This is a genomic window from Achromobacter sp. (assembly GCF_049647645.1).
Taxonomy (GTDB): domain Bacteria; phylum Pseudomonadota; class Gammaproteobacteria; order Burkholderiales; family Burkholderiaceae_B; genus Achromobacter.
This window is the reverse complement of record NZ_JBARYB010000210.1, coordinates 1-18,216: the sequence shown is the minus strand read 5'-3', so window position 1 is coordinate 18,216 and position 18,216 is coordinate 1. Positions and strand designations below refer to the sequence as shown.

At 66.1% G+C, this 18,216-nt stretch carries 16 protein-coding genes; 6 read left to right on the top strand and 10 right to left on the bottom strand.

Features of this window, described 5'->3' with window-relative positions:
- Positions 1-747: 747 nt before the first annotated feature.
- Both WBB14_RS24540 and WBB14_RS24535 read left to right on the top strand, forming a co-directional pair.
- Positions 748-1,908 carry a DUF3142 domain-containing protein gene (locus WBB14_RS24540; RefSeq protein WP_424242073.1) on the top strand — a complete coding sequence of 387 codons (1,161 nt, stop codon included), beginning with the start codon at positions 748-750 and terminating at the stop codon, positions 1,906-1,908.
- Positions 1,895-4,369 (top strand): hypothetical protein, encoded by a 2,475-nt coding sequence (locus WBB14_RS24535; RefSeq protein ID WP_424242072.1) that lies wholly within the window; start codon positions 1,895-1,897, stop codon positions 4,367-4,369. Before WBB14_RS24540 ends, WBB14_RS24535 begins: the two co-directional genes overlap by 14 nt.
- 51 nt (positions 4,370-4,420) lie before the next feature.
- On the opposite strand, the gene ribD is transcribed toward WBB14_RS24535, so the two are convergent.
- A complete protein-coding gene (gene ribD, locus WBB14_RS24530; protein WP_424242071.1) occupies positions 4,421-5,572 on the bottom strand; it encodes a bifunctional diaminohydroxyphosphoribosylaminopyrimidine deaminase/5-amino-6-(5-phosphoribosylamino)uracil reductase RibD in 1,152 nt (383 codons plus the stop codon).
- 178 nt (positions 5,573-5,750) lie between these two features.
- Here ribD and WBB14_RS24525 point away from each other — a divergent pair, with 178 nt between their 5' ends.
- Together WBB14_RS24525 and WBB14_RS24520 are read left to right on the top strand one after the other, a co-directional pair.
- A complete protein-coding gene (locus WBB14_RS24525) occupies positions 5,751-6,314 on the top strand; it encodes a cysteine hydrolase family protein (RefSeq protein ID WP_424242070.1) in 564 nt (187 codons plus the stop codon).
- A gap of 17 nt (positions 6,315-6,331) precedes the next feature.
- Positions 6,332-7,297 (top strand): GlxA family transcriptional regulator, encoded by a 966-nt coding sequence (locus tag WBB14_RS24520; protein ID WP_424242069.1) that lies wholly within the window; start codon positions 6,332-6,334, stop codon positions 7,295-7,297.
- A 73-nt stretch (positions 7,298-7,370) separates the two neighbouring features.
- On the opposite strand, the gene nrdR is transcribed toward WBB14_RS24520, so the two are convergent.
- From nrdR to tyrS, 4 genes are all read right to left on the bottom strand, one after another.
- Positions 7,371-7,850 carry a transcriptional regulator NrdR gene (gene nrdR / locus WBB14_RS24515; protein WP_424242068.1) on the bottom strand — a complete coding sequence of 160 codons (480 nt, stop codon included), beginning with the start codon at positions 7,848-7,850 and terminating at the stop codon, positions 7,371-7,373.
- A 196-nt stretch (positions 7,851-8,046) separates the two neighbouring features.
- The gene (gene glyA / locus WBB14_RS24510) at positions 8,047-9,297 is read right to left on the bottom strand and encodes a serine hydroxymethyltransferase (RefSeq protein ID WP_424242067.1); all 1,251 of its coding nucleotides are present in this window, start codon (positions 9,295-9,297) and stop codon (positions 8,047-8,049) included.
- Positions 9,298-9,704: 407 nt separating this feature from the next.
- Entirely contained in the window at positions 9,705-10,358 is a 654-nt protein-coding gene (locus tag WBB14_RS24505; RefSeq protein WP_424242066.1) for a YbhB/YbcL family Raf kinase inhibitor-like protein, read from the bottom strand.
- 72 nt (positions 10,359-10,430) lie between these two features.
- Positions 10,431-11,660, bottom strand: a complete 1,230-nt coding sequence (tyrS, locus tag WBB14_RS24500; RefSeq protein WP_424242065.1) for a tyrosine--tRNA ligase — start codon at positions 11,658-11,660, stop codon at positions 10,431-10,433.
- Positions 11,661-11,916: 256 nt separating this feature from the next.
- Here tyrS and WBB14_RS24495 point away from each other — a divergent pair, with 256 nt between their 5' ends.
- A complete protein-coding gene (locus WBB14_RS24495; RefSeq protein WP_424242064.1) occupies positions 11,917-13,326 on the top strand; it encodes a peptidoglycan DD-metalloendopeptidase family protein in 1,410 nt (469 codons plus the stop codon).
- Positions 13,327-13,400: 74 nt separating this feature from the next.
- On the top strand, positions 13,401-14,534 hold the full coding sequence (locus WBB14_RS24490) for an anhydro-N-acetylmuramic acid kinase (protein WP_424242063.1): 1,134 nt from the start codon (positions 13,401-13,403) through the stop codon (positions 14,532-14,534).
- A gap of 66 nt (positions 14,535-14,600) precedes the next feature.
- On the opposite strand, the gene erpA is transcribed toward WBB14_RS24490, so the two are convergent.
- From erpA to rplM, 5 genes are all read right to left on the bottom strand, one after another.
- Positions 14,601-14,972, bottom strand: a complete 372-nt coding sequence (gene erpA, locus WBB14_RS24485; protein WP_013391415.1) for an iron-sulfur cluster insertion protein ErpA — start codon at positions 14,970-14,972, stop codon at positions 14,601-14,603.
- 86 nt (positions 14,973-15,058) lie between these two features.
- Entirely contained in the window at positions 15,059-15,805 is a 747-nt protein-coding gene (locus WBB14_RS24480) for a DUF6776 family protein (protein ID WP_424242062.1), read from the bottom strand.
- Positions 15,806-15,848: 43 nt separating this feature from the next.
- Complete coding sequence (gene argC / locus WBB14_RS24475; RefSeq protein ID WP_424242061.1) at positions 15,849-16,913, bottom strand: N-acetyl-gamma-glutamyl-phosphate reductase; 1,065 nt, start codon at positions 16,911-16,913, stop codon at positions 15,849-15,851.
- Positions 16,914-17,124: 211 nt separating this feature from the next.
- Positions 17,125-17,517: a 30S ribosomal protein S9 gene (gene rpsI / locus WBB14_RS24470; RefSeq protein ID WP_332013426.1), complete on the bottom strand. Its 393-nt coding sequence runs from the start codon at positions 17,515-17,517 to the stop codon at positions 17,125-17,127.
- 9 nt (positions 17,518-17,526) lie between these two features.
- The gene (rplM, locus tag WBB14_RS24465) at positions 17,527-17,955 is read right to left on the bottom strand and encodes a 50S ribosomal protein L13 (protein WP_013391412.1); all 429 of its coding nucleotides are present in this window, start codon (positions 17,953-17,955) and stop codon (positions 17,527-17,529) included.
- Positions 17,956-18,216 lie beyond the last annotated feature (261 nt).

Here is an 18,216-nt window from a genome sequence, read left to right as displayed (position 1 = left end):
AATTAGGCTGCACTCTTCGGATACAAGTTCCGTCAGGGAATGCAACTTAAGTGAATAAGTTCACTCGTCCGGTTTCAGCATATCGCTGTATGCGCGCGTGCAAGATGCGGTCGCGCGTGAAATGCTCAGCAATGAATTGAAGGGAAGAGCGATGTCCCGGGGATTCTTATATGCGGGTACAAACCCGATGCGCCCGCTATGCGATGGCAGCGGACGGTCTGAACGGCGCGTAGCGTCTTCGTTCAGCAGCGTGCCGGCTCGGTTTTGAAAAAGCACCGATGACGCGGCACGTGAATCCGTGGTGACGAGGGCGCGTGGCATTGCATGGAGTAGTCCAACAGTACGTAGCGCCAAGTCATGAGCCTATGCTAAAGCCAATTGACGTTTTTGTGGCAATTCATTTAGCGCAATGCCAAAAATAGTCATGCAGCATGCTTCCAAATTCGTACAACTACGAAGCGCGGCATCCGCGCAGACATGCGCAAACTTGATGGCATATCGATAGCACTTGCGCATCGCGATTGCCCGCAGGCCGCGAATTATGGGCGCATGCGCGATTGGCAGCCGCAAGCATAGAGTGCTAGTACCCCTTCGGGCAGCGATAGAATCACGCATTCGAAATTGCGCCGCGCATTCATTGCGCCTCTTTCCATCCGCCCGTCGTCGTCGCCGCGCCATGCCTTTCCGATCCTGGCCAGCCGCATGAATGCCCTTGCCAAACGCTGTTCCGCGGCGATTTGCAGCGTCTTGCTGCTGCTTCTGGCCGCTTGCGGCAAGCAGGCCGACCTGCCCGGCGACGCCTATGTCTGGCAGCGGGTATGGACGCCGGCCGTCAGCCAGGCGCTGGCCGGCAGCGCAGACGTGGTGCGGGCATGGCGCGTGCTGATGGCGGAGATGAACCCGGATCGCCGCTGGTTCACCGCCGCCCCCGATCTGGCCGCGTTGGCCGCGGCCAAGCGTCCCGTCATCATGGTGCTGCGCCTGGACGGCCGCGCCGATGCGCTGCCGGTCGCGGATGTGCTTGCGCGGATTGCGACCGCGCGTAGCGCATGGATAGACGCGGGCATCGCCTTGGCCGGCATCGAAATCGACTACGACTGCCCCACCTCCAAACTACCCGCCTACGCGGCATTCCTTGCAGCTTTGAAGCATGGGCTGGGCCCGGATCTGCCGTTGTCGATAACCGCGCTGCCAACATGGCTGAACGGCTCCGGACTCGATGCGCTGCTCCGGATTCCCGATGAAGCAGTGTTGCAAGTGCATGCCGTACTGAGTCCCGAACAGGGCTTGTTCAACGCCAAGCGCGCAAGCGCCTGGCTGGCCGCTTTCGCGGACCGCACCCAGCGGCCGTGGCGCGTGGCGTTGGCGACCTACGGCAGCCGCGTCAGCTGGAATGCCGATGGCAGCATCGCCGCGGTCGAAAGCGAACGTTCGGCGCTACTGCCGGGCGGACGCGCCAGCGAACTGGTGGCCACGCCCGCGTCCATGGCGGCCTTCGTCGACGAGATCCACCGCTCCCGCCCGCGCGGCTTGGCGGGCATCGTCTGGTTCCGCCTGCCCACCGCGCGCGACGAACGCGCCTGGAGCCTGGCGACCTGGCGCGCAGTGGCAACGCGCCAACCCTTGCTGCCCGCGCTGTCCGTCACGGCGCGGTCGGCGGACGGCAACGGCGCGCAGGACCTGATCCTGGCCAACGGCGGCAATGCCGACGCGGTCCTGCCTTTCGCGATCCGCTGGGACGGCGCTTGCCGCGCGGCGGACGGCATCAATGGCTATGTCCTCGAACAAGACTCCCGCGGCGCGTACCTGCGCCGCTCCCAAGATGGCCTGCTGCGCGCCGGCGGCCAACGCAACATAGGCTGGATACGCTGTGAAAACGGGCCCTCGCGCTTCCATGTACAACCGTAAATTGCTTGCGACGCTGCTGCTGTTGACGGGCGCCGGCATCGTCATCGCTTGCGGGCCGGAGTTTCCCGCCCAGTTGCTGGATGACCGCGCGGCCACGCTGCGCGCCACGCCGGCCAACTCTTTCGGCTATGAAGCCGCCCGCCTGGTGAGCGCCAGCGATGCGCTGCAAGCCCGCGAAGGTTATGACTTGCCGGATGGCGGCTACCTGCAGAATGCGCTGCCGGAGGACCGCGATCCCGCGCTCACGCCAGCGCAGCGGGCAGTAGCGCGCGCGATGCGCGCACAGCCCGACGGCGACCAGGCCTATGCGCTGGGCACCGGTTTACCGGAAGCGGTGCGTCTCTATACGGCCGCCGCGGTCGACACGCACGCCGCCCGCGGGGCCGATACCGACCGCCTGCTGGAGCAGGCGCGCGCTCGCTACCGCGCCATTCTCCAGTTGCCGCCGCCACAGGCCGCGGCGCGCAGCGTCTGGGCCGCCTATATGCTGGCGGAAATCGGGGACGAGGCGGAACTGACGGCCAGCGACGCCGACGCGCAGCGGCAGGCAACAGCACAGGCCTATGCCCGCGTGCGCCAGCTGGCGCGCGACGGCGCGCCAGACCCGCTAGGCCTGGCGGTGGCCAGCTACGGTCAGGAGGCCCGCTTGTTCCTGGCGGGGCCGCAGGGACTATGCAGCCATATGGAGCTGGTCAACGCCGAGCCCTGCATCGACGCCATCCCCGCCGCCTCGCTGAAGCATGCGGTGCGCCTGTATGCCGAACAGGCCGCGCGCGACTCCGCCAGCGGCAATGCCTCGCTGCGCATGCTGGCGCAATGGGCCCTGGAAGATCCGGCGCGCACGCGCCGGCTGATCGACGATCCGGTCGCGCAACGGCTGCTGGTGGCCTACGCGCTGGCCAGGGTCGGCGACGTCGTGGACGGCATGCCCGACAGTGCCACCGATCCCTACGCTGCCTATGACACGACCGGCCAGGCCGGATTTGCCGACGCCGCGCAGGGACATAACGTCACGCCGAATCCGGCGCTGCAATCGCTGGTTGCCGCGCTGGAAACCCAGGACCTGAAGCAGGTGGCGGACGCCGACCGCGTGGCCGCGCTGGCCTACCGCATCGGCCGCTACGACCTGGCGCAAAAACTGGCGGCCCGGCTGGACACGGCCCTGGCGTGGTGGGTGCGCGCCAAACTGGCGCTGCGGCAAGGCGACACGCAAGCAGCAGCCCTGGCCTACGCGCAGGCTGCCCGCGCGTTTCCACGCGCCGACAACAGCATGGAGGCTACCGGCGCGGCGCGCCTGCTGGGCGAACAAGGCGTGCTGACGCTGTCGCGCGGACAATATGTGGAGGCGCTGGACCAGCTACGGCACGCCACCGTGCCGGACGGCTCGGACGGAGGCTTCTGGCAGTCCACCCCCTACTGGAACGACGCGGCCTACGTGGCCGAGCGCGTGCTGACGACCGCCGAACTCAAGGCCTATGTCGACCGGCACGCGCCCGCGGCGGCCGCGCCTACCGGATCCGCGCCGCCAGATCCCCAGCACTTCTACGAATGGCTGGGGCGGCATCCGGTCACCGCGTCCGACCGCCTGCGCCTCCTGCTGGCGCGCCGCCTGGTGCGCGAAGGCTCGATCGAGCAGGCCCTGCCCTACTTTCCGGCCGACTCGGACGCCCGCTACGCCGCGCTGGAAAGCGTCGACGGCAAATCGGAAGTGCGGCTGCCGCGAACCCGCCAGCTCGCCGCGGAGTACGGCGCCACGTTGCGCCGGGCCGGCAGCGCCTGGGGCCGCACGACGCGGGCTGAAGCCTGGTACGAGGCCTCGCGGCTGGCGCGTCGCGACGGGATGGAGATCATGGGCTACGAGCAGGAACCGGATTTCGCGGTCTATGGCGGCAGCACGAGTTTTGGCGCCGGGCGCAGCGCGGTTCCCGGCTGGAAGGCGTATGAGGATGATCCCGGCACGCCCGACACGCCCATCCTGCGCGCCGCCGCCGCGCTGCCGGGACCGTTCGTCACCGAAGAGGAACGCCGGCGCTACGCCGCCAGCGAAGCGCAGCCCTATGCCCGCTTCCATTACCGCCAGATCGCGGCGAATCACGCGCTGCGCGCGGCCGACGAGCTGCCGCGCCGCTCGCAAGCCTTCGCCGCCGTGCTGTGCCAAGGCACCCGCTACATCATCGACGACGCCCCCGAACAGGCCTCCGCGATCTACCGGCGCTATATAGAACAGGGTGCGCAAGTGCCGTTCAGCGGCACCTTCGGCCGCGAATGCGCCGCGCCGGACTTCCGGGCGGCAGCCTGGTTCCACTACACGCAAGCCGAGAAGTCCTGGGACCGTCTGCGCCGCGACCATCCGGGTCTGCTGCTTGCAGCGGCGTTGCTGGCCCTGGTCGGCGGCGGCGCCGCAGTCCTGGCCTGGCGCTACACCGCGGCGCGTCCGGGACGAGCCGGGCGCCGGGCCTGATGCCCCTTCCCGCGGACGCCGCGACACGCCAGCAGCCGTCCGGCGTCCGTCCTAGGACAGCGCCGGCAGCGCCACCCGCTGCGTCAGCTGGTTCCAGGTGTCGGTCACCCTGGCGCGCACGCGCAGGTCCGCGCCCACGGGCGCGGTCTCGATGAATTCGTAGCGCCGGGCGCCGTCCAGGTGCTCCAGGATCGGCAGGCGGACCATGCCGGCCGCGTCGCCCAGCAGCACGGGCGCCAGATACAGCAGCAGTTCGTCCACGCAGCCCGCCGCGACCAGCGCGCCGCTCAGGCCCGCGCCGGCTTCCACGTGGACCTCGTTGAACTGTTCCTGGGCCAGCCAGCGCATCATCGCCGGCAGGTCGACCCGGCCCGGCGCCTCGCCCGGCAGCAACACCACGCGGGCGTTTTTGGCCTGCAGGCGCGCGGCCTTGGCGGCATCCTCGCGGGCAGTAAAGACGATGACCTCGGCCCCGTCGAACAACCGCGCGTCCTCCGGGATCTGGAAACGGCCGTCCACCACGGCCTTGCGCGGCTGGCGCGGCGTGTCCACGCCCCTCGCGTTGAGCTGCGGATCGTCTTTCAGCACGGTGCCCATGCCGGTCAGGACTACGCAGGCACGAGCGCGCCAGCGATGGCCGTCGGCGCGAGCCTCCGGCCCGGTGATCCACTGCGATACGCCGTTATGCAGCGCGCTGCGCCCGTCCAGCGAGGCTGCCATCTTCATCCACACCCACGGCAGGCCGCGGCTCATGCGCGAGATGAAACCGGCGTTGATGGCCAGCGCCTCCTCGCGGCAGATGCCCGTGGCCACCGCGATGCCGGCAGCGCGCAAGCGCGCCAGCCCCTGGCCGTTGACCAGCGGGTTCGGATCGCCGATAGCCACCACCACCCGCGCCGGCCGGGCAGCAAGCACGGCGTCCACGCAGGGCGGCGTGCGGCCGAAATGGCTGCAAGGCTCCAATGTGACGTAGAGCGTGGAGCCTGCCACGGACTCGCCGCGCGCCTGGGCGTCGCGCAAGGCGCAGACTTCCGCATGCGGGCCGCCCGGCGGCTGCGTCGCGCCTTCGCCCAGCACCCGGCCGTCGCGCACGATCACGCAGCCGACCCGGGGGTTGGGCGCGGTGCTGTACATGACGGTCTGCGCCAGCGCCAGGGCGCGCCGCATCCAGAAAATGTCGTCGTTGTCGCTGGGAATCATCATGAGCAGGATTGTATGTCCGCCAGGAGGCAGGCAGGCGCTTCGGCGTCACGGCTCCTCGGCATCAGCCACGCATGTCCGTTTTGGGCCGACAGCCGTCTTTCACCGCGCTCGCCCCCACGCCAGATTGCAGTAAAAATGGCGTCACACCTCTACAATTCCCGCTCCAGGAGCCCGGACCATGAAGCAAGCACTGATCGTCATTGACGTACAAGACTCTTTCCGGCAACGTCCGTTTTGGGATGAAACAGAGTACCCGGCCTTCTTGGAGCAGATCCAATCCCTGATCGACGCAGCCGAGGCCCGCCACATTCCGGTGCTGCAGGTGTTTCACACCAGCGTGTCGAACGACCCGGCCAACCCCTTCTCGATGGCTTCCGGGCACGTCAAGACGCTTAAGGAATTGCGCATCGCACCCGCCGCCGTGTTCCACAAGACCGTGCATTCCTCGCTCTACGCCAAGGACGCGGACGGCGCCAGCCTGCAGGACTGGCTGGTGAAGCATGGCATCGAAGGCATCATCGTCAGCGGCATCCGCACGGAACAATGCTGCGAAACCACCTCGCGCCACGCCAGCGACGCCGGCTTCAAGGTGGTATTCCCCACCGATGCCACCCTGACCTTCGCCATGCAGAGCCCGTCCGGCCAGCATTACACGCCGGCCGAGATCCGCGACCGGACCGAACTGGTGCTGCAAGGGCGCTTCGCCCGCATCGCGCGCGCCGCCGACGCGTTGGCGGCCTAGCGCTGGCGGAGAGCCGCATGGTCCCGGTCTACTTCGTGCTGACGCGCGGCATCGTGCTGCTGGACGTGGCGGGTCCGGCGGAGGCCTTCCGCGTGGCCAACAAGCTGAGTCCCGGCACCTTCGAGCAGCATTTCTGTGGCCCGTCGCGGGAGGTCGAAAGCGGCCTGCCCGGCCTGCATCTGGCCCATATCCAGGCCCTGCCGGCCGCGTTGCCGCCCGAGGCGCTGGTCATCATTTCCGGCGTGGTGGGCAAACCCACGCGCTTGGACGACCCCGACTCGCGCGCCATCATCGACTGGCTGGCCGTCCGCCATCCCGCGGACGGCTTCACGCTGATGACGGTCTGCGCGGGCGCGCTGTTCGCCGCCGCCGCGGGCCTGACGCGGCAACGGGATTGCACCACGCACCATACCTGCCTGGCACAACTGGCCAGCATCGACCCGAGCGCGCGGCTGCATGACAACCGCATCTTTGTCGAGGACGGCAGGCTGGTCAGCAGCGCGGGCATCACCGCCGGCATCGACCTGGCGCTGCACATGGTGTCGCGCCATTGTGGACCGCGGGTGGCCAGTGAAGCGGCGCGCGACATGGTCGTCTACCAGCGGCGCGCCGGCACGGATTCGACGCTGTCGCCCTGGCTGGACCACCGCAGCCACATGCACCCGGGCGTGCACCGGGTACAGGACGCGGTCGTTCGCGATCCGGCGGCGCCCTGGTCGGCGCAATCGTTGGCGGACCAGGCGCATACCAGCGCCCGCCACCTGACCCGGCTGTTCCGCGAACACGCGGGCTGCACGCCGATGGATTACCTCTATCAGATACGCGTGGCGCTGGCGCGCGACCTGCTGCGCGATACCCGGCTGGATCTGGAGCGCGTGGCCGAGAAATCGGGATTCGGTTCGGCGCAGCACATGCGCCGCGTGTGGCGCAAGTTCCAGCCGCTTACTCCCAGCCTGGCGCGCGCGGCGCCCACCATGCAATGACGGCGCCGCGGCGCCGTCATTGTCTGCGTCCGTGCCGCTGGGCGGCCCCGGACCGGTTGGCGTCGAGCCTTCTCTAGTCCTTGCGCAGCTTGCCCGGCAATAGCGGGCCCTGCATCTCGCGGATGGCCTCCACGAATTCGCCTATGTCCTCGAAGCTCTTGTAGACCGAGGCGAAGCGTACGTACGCCACCTTGTCGAGCTTGCGCAGTTCGTTCATGACCAGCTCGCCGATATGTTCGCTGGGCACTTCGCGCAGCCCGCTGGCCAGCAACTGCTCTTCGATCCGGGCAACCGCCGCGTCCACGTCTTCCGTGCTGACGGGGCGCTTGCGCAGCGCCAGGCTCAGGCTGGCGCGCAGCTTGCCGGGGTCGTAGTCGCTGCGGCTGCCGTTGCGCTTCACGACGGAAGGCATGGCCAGCTCCACCCGTTCATAGGTGGTGAAGCGCTTGTCACAGGACAGGCAGCGGCGGCGACGGCGTATGGCGTCGCCTTCTTCGGAGACCCGGCTGTCGACGACCTGTGTTTCGGCATTGCCGCAAAATGGACACCGCATGTGTGATCCCTAAAGGCGCTGAGGGCAATAGTTAAGCATATTGTAACGAGACGCCGGGCCGCCAGCGCCAATACGGGCTAATCCGCCCCCATATTTTTGCCAGGGAGCCGCCCCGAAAGCAAAGGGACGGCGCCTTGCGGGGCCGTCCCTTATGGAGCGCTACGGCCGGGCCGCAGCCCGCCGCAGGGAAGCTCGCTTACTTCTTACCGTAGACCGGCAGGCGCGAGGTCAGTTCATTGACACGGGCGCGCACGGCGGCGATGTTGGCTTCGTCGCGCGGATTGTCCAGCACGTCGGCGATCAGGTTGGCGGTCAACTCGGCTTCCGCTTCGGTGAAACCGCGCGTGGTCATGGCCGGCGTGCCCAGGCGGATGCCGCTGGTCACGAAAGGCTTTTCCGGATCGTTCGGGATGGCGTTCTTGTTCACCGTGATGTGGGCCTGGCCCAGCACGGCTTCCGCTTCCTTGCCCGTGATGCCCTTGGAACGCAGGTCCACCAGCATGACGTGGCTTTCGGTGCGGCCGGAAACGATGCGCAGGCCGCGCTTGACCAGCGTGTCGGCCAGCACCTTGGCATTCTTGACCACTTGCTGCGCGTAGTCCTTGAAGCCGGGTTCCAGCGCTTCCTTGAAGGCCACGGCCTTGCCGGCGATGACGTGCATCAGCGGACCGCCCTGGATGCCGGGGAAGATTGCCGAGTTGATGATCTTCTCGTGCTCGGCCTTCATCATGATGACGCCGCCGCGCGGGCCGCGCAGCGACTTGTGCGTGGTCGAGGTGACGAAGTCGGCATGCGGAACCGGGTTGGGGTAGGCGCCGCCAGCGACCAGGCCGGCGTAGTGGGCGATGTCGACCATGAACAGCGCGCCGTTTTCACGGGCGATGCGGGCCATGCGCTCGAAGTCGATGTGCAGGGCGTAGGCGGAGGCGCCGGCCACGATCAGCTTGGGCTTGTGCTCCTTGGCCAGTTGTTCGACCTGGTCGTAGTTCAGGACTTCGTTTTGGTCCAGGCCGTAGGAGATAAAGTTGTACAGCTTGCCCGAGGCGTTGACCGACGCGCCGTGCGTCAGGTGGCCGCCTTCGGCCAGGCTCATGCCGAGGACGGTGTCGCCCGGCTTCAGGACGGCCATGTACACGCCCTGGTTGGCCTGCGAACCCGAGTTGGGCTGCACGTTGGCGGCTTCGGCGCCGAAGATCTGCTTCAGGCGGTCGATGGCCAGTTGTTCGACCACGTCCACGTACTCGCAACCGCCGTAGTAGCGCTTGCCCGGATAGCCTTCGGCGTACTTGTTGGTGAGCTGCGTACCCTGGGCTTCCATGACGGCCGGGCTGGCGTAGTTCTCCGAGGCGATCAGCTCGATGTGCTGTTCCTGGCGGACGTCTTCCTTCTGGATGGCGGCCCAAACGTCCGGGTCAGCCTTGGACAAGGTGAGGTTGCGGTCAAACATGACGGGAGTTCCTGAGGCGGTAAGAGAGGAGAAAACTGCGCCCGGGTGGGTAAACCCGGAGAATGACGGATAGTTTACCGCGTCGGACAGAATCAATTGCTCCCAAAATGCCCGGAACCCGGGCAAAATTCCCTCGATGAGCGCGAAAACCACGCCATCCTCCGCCGGCCGAAAACCCGTCTCAACCCGACTTGAGAAACTTTCATGCAAAGCGCCACGCTCATAACCTACTCGCTGGTAGCCGCGGTCAGCGTCGTCGGCCCCGCCCCCGCCACCATGCTGGCGATCCGCAACGGCGCGGCGGGCGGCTAGCGGGGCGCTGCTGCGGCTCAAGCGCGCAGCCGGCTGAACCGCCGCGGAAACGAAAAAGGCCGCAGGATTCTGCGGCCTTTTGACGGCATGACGAATCAGGCCGAGGTGGCGCCGATCTGCTTGGGAGCCAGCTTGGGATTGAGCGTATAGGTGCCCGTCAACGACGCCTGCGCCAGCACGTGCTTCTGGATGGCGCGCAGCGCGTCCTCGCCCGTGAAGGAACCCTGCATGTTCAGCGTGGGCACGTCCAGCGCGTACAGGGTGAACACGTAGCGGTGCGGGATCGCGTCGTTCCAGGGCGGGCACGGACCGTCATAGCCGAAGTAGTCGCCGCTCATGTCGTGGTCGTTGGCGAACCATGACGAGTACGAGTTGATGCCCTGCCGCGCGTCCATCGGCGCAAGCGGGCCGCCCTTGCCACGCGGCGTGATGCCGCTGGAGAAGGTGCCTTCCTCGATGTCGCGCAGGTCGGCCGGCAGGTCGACCAGCACCCAATGGAAGAAATCCACGCGCGGCAAGCTGGCCGGCACCTCGCGGCCTTCCTGGTTGACGTCGTCGGGCTCGGACGGCACATCGGGGTCGTGGCAGATCAGCGCAAACGACTGCGTGCCCGCCGGAACTTCGTCCCAGGAAAACTGCGGGTTGAAGTTGTCTGCCAGCGCGACGTGCGATTGCGCATCGATCCTGCCGAAGGCGTAGCGTTCGGGAATCGACTCGTTATCGGAAAAGGACAAACTCGAAAGTTTCATGTCGTGCTCCTAGATGTGCCGCAAAGGCCCCACTGCCCCTGTCTGTACCCTCAGCGTATCAAAACTTCGCAATCATGGGTTCAAGTTAACACGCGCAAATTTGCGCTTGCCCACCTGAACGACGTAAGTCCCCACCGGCAATTGCAACGCTTTGTCTTCCACCCGGTCGCCGTTGACACGCACTCCGCCCTGCTCCACATTGCGCTGCGCTTCCGAACCCGAAGCCACCAGGCCGGCTTCGCGCAGCAGCTTGAGGATGCCCACCGGCGCGCCGCCGATGTTGACCTCGGGCATGTCCTCGGGGATCGCGCCGTCACGGAAACGGGCCTCGAACGAGGCCAGCGCCTCGTCGGCGGCCTTGGCGGAATGGAAACGCGTGATGATTTCCTGGGCCAGCATGACCTTGGCGTCGCGCGGGTTGCGGCCGCCGTCGATCTCCTGCTTGAGCGCGGCAATATCTTCCAACGTGCGGAACGACAGCAGCTCGAAGTAGCGCCACATCAGCGTGTCGGAAATCGACATGAGCTTGCCGAACATCGAATCGGGCGACTCCGAAATGCCGATGTAGTTGCCCTTGGACTTGGACATCTTCTCTACGCCATCCGTCCCCACCAGCAAGGGCATCGTCAAGATGCACTGCGGCTCCTGGCCATACTCCTTTTGCAGCTCGCGCCCGACCAGCAGGTTGAACTTCTGATCGGTGCCCCCCAGCTCCAGATCGGACTTCAGCGCCACCGAGTCATAGCCCTGCATCAGCGGATACAGGAATTCATGCACCGAGATCGGGATGCCGCCCTTGAAGCGCTTGGTGAAGTCCTCGCGCTCCATCATGCGCGCGACCGTGTAGCGGGACGCAAGCTGGATCATGCCGCGCGCGCCCAGCGGATCGCACCATTCGGAGTTGTAGCGGATCTCGGTACGGGCCGGGTCCAGCACCAGGCTGGCCTGGGCGTAATAGGTCTTGGCGTTGGACTCGATCTGTTCACGCGTGAGCGGCGGGCGGGTATTGTTGCGGCCGCTGGGATCGCCGATGGTGGAAGTGAAATCGCCGATCAAGAAGATGACGTTGTGCCCCATGTCCTGCAGCTGGCGCATCTTGTTCAGCACCACGGTATGGCCCAGGTGGATGTCCGGCGCGGTCGGATCCAGTCCCAGCTTGATGCGCAGGGGTACGCCCGTGGCGCGGCTCCTGGCTAGCTTGCGGGCGAATTCGGACTCGACCAGCAACTCATCGCAGCCGCGCTTCGCTATACGCAGGTCTGCTTCGACTTCGGGGGTAATCGGGGCTTCTGTGGATGACATGGCAGGGGGACCAACTCGGCTTCAGCCGATAAAAAGGTGTAAAAAGTGACGAAAACTATCGAAAATTCTAGCCGAATCAGCTAGGATACCGCCCTAATCATACGCAATTGTCATATACGCAGTTGCGGTCCGGTTTACACCCCGTCGTTCACAAGATGCGCCCCGCGCCACAGCCCTTGCCCCGAATATGTGCGCGCGAGGGCCGTTCGTGTCACGCACCCTGCGAGCTCAAGCCACCTGAGAGGGTATCTTCACGATGAATCGTGGCCTCCACGAACTGGCGAGTAGCATCAAGCGCAAAGTTGCTGCCCTGTTTGCGCCCGTTGAGCCCAAGCCCCAGCGCTCGGGACTTTTCCGCCGCACTATTCTCGTCACCGCCATTGGTCTGTTCGCAGGCGCCGCCGCTCTCGGCATGGTGCAGCAACCCGACCGCACCGAACTCCCCCCCTCCCGCATCATCAGCAGCGTCCTGCCGCTGAGCGCCGAGCAGGTCGAAGTCAGCACTCCCAGCGCCGCGCCCTATATCAGCGAAACCCGGATCCGCGCCGGCGACACGCTGGCCGCGGTGCTGCAGCGCCTGGAACTGGACGCGCCCAGCCTGCAGACCTTCCTGACGCACGAGGCCAGCGCCCGCAGCATCTACAAGCTGTACCCGGGCCGCTCGGTGCAGGCTGCGACGGACGAGGCTGGCAACCTGATCTGGCTGCGCTACATCCATACCCCCGGCAACGAGACGGATGGCCAGGTCGTGACGCGCATGCTGCACGTCGCGCCCGCGGGCGACAGCTACAAGGCCGAGGAAATCACCGAAAGCACCGAACGCCAGACCCGCGTCGCCGTGGGCACGATCCGCTCGTCGCTGTTCGGCGCCACCGACGCCGCCGGCATCCCGGACTCGGTCACCATGCAGATGGCCGACATCCTCAGCGCCAAGATCGACTTCCTGCGCGATCTGCGCCAGGGCGACAAATTCCGCGTGGTCTACGAAGTGCGTTCGCACGACGGCCGCTACGCCGGCGCCGGCCGCGTGCTGGCGCTGGAATTCATCAACGGCGACAAGACCTACAACGCCGTCTGGTTCAGCCCCGACGAAAAGAACGGTTCGTACTACGACTTCGACGGCACCAGCCTGCGCGGCGCATTCCTGCGTACCGCCCTGAAGTTCAGCCGCATCAGCTCCACGTTCGGCATGCGCATGCACCCCATCCACAAGACCTGGACGGGACACAAGGGCGTGGATTACGCGGCGCCCTCGGGCACGCCGATCCATTCCACGGCCGACGGCACGGTGGAATTCTCCGGCTGGCAGAACGGCTACGGCAACGTCGTCATCGTCAAACACCACGGCAAGTACTCGACGCTGTACGCTCACCAAAGCCGCATCGCCGAAGGCATCACCAAGGGTTCGAAGATTTCGCAGGGCCAGCTGCTGGGCTATGTCGGCGCAACCGGCTGGGCCACCGGCCCGCACTTGCACTACGAATTCCGCGTGGACAACCAGCCGATCGATCCGCTGTCGGTGGACCTGCCGGTCGCCCGCAGCCTGGAGCCCGCCGAAGTCCGCGCCTTCAACCAGGCCGTGGCTCCGTACAAGGCGCAGATCCAGTTGCTGACCGAATTCCAGCAGACCCTGCCTGACGCGCTGACCAACGTGGCCAGCCGCTAAAGCCGGTCGAACGCTCCCGCAAAGCGGCCCCGCACTTTCTGCTGCGCGGCCGCTTTTTCTTTGCCGAGGCTCTCGTGAATTCCTCCATCACCCCCCAACACCAGGACTCGCAGCTCTACATCGGGCTGATGTCGGGCACCAGCGTCGACGGCGTGGACGGCGTGCTGGTGCGCCTGGACGACGGCCAGGCGCCGGCCGTACTCGCCAGCGCCAGCCTGCCCATGCCGGCGGGCCTGCGGCGCGAATTGCTGGCGCTGAATCTGTCCGGCGACGACGAGCTGGCCCGCGCCGCCCTGGCCGCGAACGGACTCGCCCGCCTGTACGCCCAGGCCGTGGCCGCCCTGCTTCAGCAAGCCGGCGTCCAGGCCGGCGACGTGACCGCCATCGGCGCGCATGGCCAGACCGTCCGGCACCGGCCCGACCTGGGCTACACCGTGCAGCTCAATGCCCCCGCCCTGCTGGCGGAACTGGCCGGCATCGACGTGGTGGCGGATTTCCGCACCCGCGACGTGGCTGCCGGCGGCCAGGGCGCGCCGCTGGTGCCACCCTTCCATGCCGCCATCTTCGGCGCGCCGCAAGGCCGCGCCGTGCTCAATCTGGGCGGCATCGCCAACGTGACGCTGCTGGAGCCGGGACAGGCGCCCCGCGGCTTCGACACCGGCCCCGCCAACGTCCTGTTGGACGGCTGGTGCCAGCGCCACCTGGGCCAGCCCTATGACGCCGATGGCCGCTGGGCCGCCACCGGCCAGGTGCTGGCCGCGCTGCTGGAACAATTGATCGCCAGCGAACCCTGGTTCGTCCTGCCGCCGCCCAAATCCACCGGACGCGACCTGTTCAACATGCAGTGGCTGGACGATCGCCTGGCTGCGTTCGACGGCCCCAAGCCCGCGCCGCAAGACGTGCAGGCCACGCTGCAGCGCCTGACGGCGCGCACGGTCGCCAACGCTGTCGATGCCGCCGCGGCAGGCACACAGGAAGTCTTCGTATGTGGAGGCGGCGCGCGCAACCCGGGACTGATGCGCGAGCTGGCGTACTGCCTGCAACGGCCCGTGCGCGCCACGGATGTCCTGGGCGTGCCGGCGCAGGAAGTCGAGGCCCTGGCCTTCGCCTGGCTGGCGCAAGCATTCGTGCAGCGCAGGCCCGCGGGCCTGCCCGCCGTCACCGGCGCGCGCGGCGCCCGCATCCTGGGCGCGCTTTATCCCGCCTGAAACCCGCGCCCCAATGCAAAAAGCCCTTCGGCGCGCCGAAGAGCTTTTTATTTCCTGCCCGGGTGATTACACCGAGAACGAGGAGCCGCAGCCGCAGGTGGTGCTGGCGTTGGGATTGCGGATGACGAACTGCGCGCCTTCCAGGTCTTCCTTATAGTCGATCTCGGCGCCGACCAGGTACTGGAAGCTCATCGGGTCGACGAGCAGTTGCACGCCAGCCTTGTCCAGCACGGTGTCGTCATCGTTCACGACTTCGTCGAAGGTGAAGCCGTACTGGAAACCCGAACAGCCTCCGCCCTGCACGAAAACACGCAGCTTCAGCTCGGGATTGCCTTCTTCGGCCAACAGATCCTTCACTTTGGCCGCAGCCGAGTCGGTAAATACCAGGGGAGCAGGCGGGGCAGCCTGCAGGTCGACGGTTTCGGTCACTGCATTCATGGTTCACTCCTGGCCGGTTCGGCCATATTTCGGTGAGCGGCAACGGCGCTCGCATGGTGTCACTATAGCGCAGGGCTTGCGCAGACTCAAAGTTCGAGCTTGACGCTTCTTGACGCCCGGACGGTATCGCCCTCCAGGACGCTGACGGTCACGCTTTCGGGGACAAATCCCTCGGGCAGCGCCAGGATGCCCTGACTGCGTTGATATTGGTCGAACTGCAGGGCCAGGGGCGAAGTCTGTGCGCCGTCGCCAGGGATGGCGACCGAGCCGGACTCGGCCTTGACCTGCATGGGCGCCAGGTCCACCTTCACGGTCTCGCCCTTCAGGATGCCAGTGGCCTGAAAGCGCAGGGCTCCCGAAAACGGTGCACTGCCGTTACGGCCGCTGCGCATCAACAGGACCTTGTAACGCAGACCGCCGCCGCTGCGGTCGATTTCGACGCCGCGAATGTCCACCGAGCCCTCAGGGCCGGGTGGCAGCAACTGCTCGTAGAACGCCAGCTGATCGCGCACCCTGCCAACCTCGGCCTGGACGGTGCGCAACTGCGTTTCCAGTTCCTGGCGCGCGGCGCGTTCGATGACCAGCTCGCCATCGGCGGTGTCGAGCTGCCCTTGCGTATAGCGTAGCTGCGTCGACTGCTGGCGCATGGCCTCTTCCTGGACCTCGGCCTGCCGGGTGCTGATCACTACCGCATCCTGCGGCCGATAGAGCTGGCGGACGTAGAAAAAGCTGGCCGAACCGCCCAGCAGCACGCCGATCAGCAAGCCCGCGAATACGCGCATCAGCCCGGCCGCAGGGCGAGGTTTGGGTGTAATGGAGGAATCAGCGGGCATAAAGAACGGCGGCTTGCGGCCCATGGCCGCAAGCCTGCGGACATCAAGGCAGGATCGCGACCTGATCCAGGCCGGTGGATTCAGGGACGCCGAACATCAGGTTCATGTTCTGGACGGCCTGGCCGGCGGCGCCCTTGACCAGGTTGTCCTGGACCACCATGACGATCAGTTGGTCGCCATTGCCGAGGCGGCTGAGCGCGATGCGCAGGTTGTTCGAGGCGCGCACCGAACGGGTTTCGGGCAGGCTGCCGGCAGGCATCACGTCGACGAAGGGTTCGTCGGCGTAGCGCTTTTCGAACAAGGCCTGGAAGTCGGTGTCGCGGGCCTCGGGCAGGATGCGCGCGTAGATGGTGGAGAACATGCCGCGGATCATCGGCACCAAGTGGGGCACGAAGGTCAGGCCGACCTTGCCGCCGGCGATCTTTTCCAGTTGCGCGACGATTTCGGGGTGGTGGCGGTGGCCGGCCACGCCGTAAGCCTTGAAGTTGTCGGAGGCTTCGGAGAACAGCGAGCCCACTTCGGCCTTGCGGCCGGCGCCCGAGACGCCCGACTTGCAGTCGGCGATCAGAGTTTGCGCGTCGACCAGCTTCTTGCCGCCTTCCAGCAGCGGGGCCAGGCCCAGCAGCACGGTAGTGGGGTAGCAGCCGGGGTTGCCGATGACGCGAGCCTTGGAGATGGCCTCGCGGTTCAGTTCCACCAGGCCATATTGGGATTCGGCCAGGATGTCCGGGCAGGTATGGGGAATCTTGTACCAGCGTTCGAAGGTGGGGATGTCCTGCAGGCGGAAGTCCGCGGCCAGGTCGATGACGCGGGTGCCCGCGGCGATCAGTTCCCGGGCCTGGGCCATGGCCACGCCGTGGGGCGTCGCGAAGAACACGACGTCGCAATCCGTCAGCGAGGCCTTTTCCGGCGCCGAGAAGGCGAGGTTCACGCGGCCGCGCAGGTTCGGATACATGTCAGCCACCGGCAACCCGTCTTCCTTGCGGGACGTGATGGCGGTCAATTCCACATTGGGATGCTGCGACAGCAAGCGCAGCAGCTCGACGCCGGTGTAACCGGTGCCGCCGACGATACCAACCTTGATGCGGGTGTTCGATGCTTGGGCCATGATGTGTGCTCTTCGTAGAACGAGGATCGATTGTATCGCTCGGGAAAGCGGGTGTTGCGGCTAAGAGCCCGAAATGGCACCGCAGCCCTTCTTTCCGACCGGGCGGAATGCGCGGAGTTCCGCGCGGGACGTACAGCGTCCGGACGGCGCCCGGCGCTGGAACAAAAGGCGCGAAAAAAAGCCCGCCGAAGCGGGCTTTTTGAGCAGCGTATTAACGCTTGCTGAACTGCTTGCGCCGACGTGCCTTGCGGAAGCCGACCTTCTTGCGTTCGACTTCGCGAGCATCGCGGGTAACAAAGCCAGCTTGGGACAGCGCGGGCTTCAGGGTCGCGTCGTAATCGATCAGGGCACGCGTGATGCCGTGACGGATTGCGCCAGCCTGGCCGGTTTCGCCGCCGCCGTGCACATTGACCTTGATGTCGAACGATTCCAGGTGGCTGGTCAGTTCCAGCGGCTGGCGCACGATCATGCGGCCGGTTTCGCGAGCAAAGAACTCGTCGACGGGCTTGCCGTTGACGACGATCTTACCCGTGCCCTTCTTGATGAAAACGCGAGCCACCGAGGTTTTGCGACGGCCGGTTCCGTAATTCCAGTTACCGATCATGGCGTTTCCTTAGATATCCAGCGTCTTGGGCTGCTGGGCGGTGTGCGGGTGCTCGGCACCAGCGTACACCTTCAGTTTCTTGATCATGGCGTAGCCCAGAGGACCCTTGGGCAGCATGCCCTTGACAGCCTTCTGAATGGCGCGGCCGGGAAAACGCTCTTGCATTTTCTCGAAGTTCGTTTCACGGATACCGCCCGGGTACGTCGTGTGGCGGAAGTACTTCTTGTCCTTCGCCTTGGCGCCCGTAACAACGATATCGGCAGCGTTGACGATGACGATGTAGTCACCGGTATCAACGTGCGGCGTGAATTCAGGTTTGTGCTTGCCACGCAGACGACGTGCGACTTCGCTGGCCACACGACCGAGGACTTTGCCCTTGGCGTCGATCACAAACCAGTCACGTTGGACTTCATGCGGCTTGGCCACAAAGGTCTTCATGATGGTTCCTAAGAATAAAAATTTCCCTGGCTGGACCATCCAGCCAGTTCTTTTCCCCCAAAACTGGGCCGAAATTGCGGAAAAACCCATTGGGTTTCCAGCAGACTTCAGCCGATATCAGCGTCCCGCCTAAGCGTTATTACCCGCCCGTGCAATAGCCAAAACGAGGGAAAGCCTGCGATTCTAACACAGCTGCTCAAAAAGTGGGCAACTGATTGGCCGCAGGAAATGCAGCGGCGGCGGCCAAAGGCGCCCCCCCGG

Bases quoted from the DNA above. Each gene is read 5' to 3' on its own strand.
- WBB14_RS24535 (WP_424242072.1), top strand. From the start codon at position 1,895: ATGTACAACCGTAAATTGCTTGCGACGCTGCTGCTGTTGACGGGCGCC.
- ribD (WP_424242071.1), bottom strand. From the start codon at position 5,572: ATGATGATTCCCAGCGACAACGACGACATTTTCTGGATGCGGCGCGCC.
- WBB14_RS24525 (WP_424242070.1), top strand. From the start codon at position 5,751: ATGAAGCAAGCACTGATCGTCATTGACGTACAAGACTCTTTCCGGCAA.
- WBB14_RS24520 (WP_424242069.1), top strand. From the start codon at position 6,332: ATGGTCCCGGTCTACTTCGTGCTGACGCGCGGCATCGTGCTGCTGGAC.
- nrdR (WP_424242068.1), bottom strand. From the start codon at position 7,850: ATGCGGTGTCCATTTTGCGGCAATGCCGAAACACAGGTCGTCGACAGC.
- glyA (WP_424242067.1), bottom strand. From the start codon at position 9,297: ATGTTTGACCGCAACCTCACCTTGTCCAAGGCTGACCCGGACGTTTGG.
- WBB14_RS24505 (WP_424242066.1), bottom strand. From the start codon at position 10,358: ATGAAACTTTCGAGTTTGTCCTTTTCCGATAACGAGTCGATTCCCGAA.
- tyrS (WP_424242065.1), bottom strand. From the start codon at position 11,660: ATGTCATCCACAGAAGCCCCGATTACCCCCGAAGTCGAAGCAGACCTG.
- WBB14_RS24495 (WP_424242064.1), top strand. From the start codon at position 11,917: ATGAATCGTGGCCTCCACGAACTGGCGAGTAGCATCAAGCGCAAAGTT.
- erpA (WP_013391415.1), bottom strand. From the start codon at position 14,972: ATGAATGCAGTGACCGAAACCGTCGACCTGCAGGCTGCCCCGCCTGCT.
- WBB14_RS24480 (WP_424242062.1), bottom strand. From the start codon at position 15,805: ATGCCCGCTGATTCCTCCATTACACCCAAACCTCGCCCTGCGGCCGGG.
- argC (WP_424242061.1), bottom strand. From the start codon at position 16,913: ATGGCCCAAGCATCGAACACCCGCATCAAGGTTGGTATCGTCGGCGGC.
- rpsI (WP_332013426.1), bottom strand. From the start codon at position 17,517: ATGATCGGTAACTGGAATTACGGAACCGGCCGTCGCAAAACCTCGGTG.
- rplM (WP_013391412.1), bottom strand. From the start codon at position 17,955: ATGAAGACCTTTGTGGCCAAGCCGCATGAAGTCCAACGTGACTGGTTT.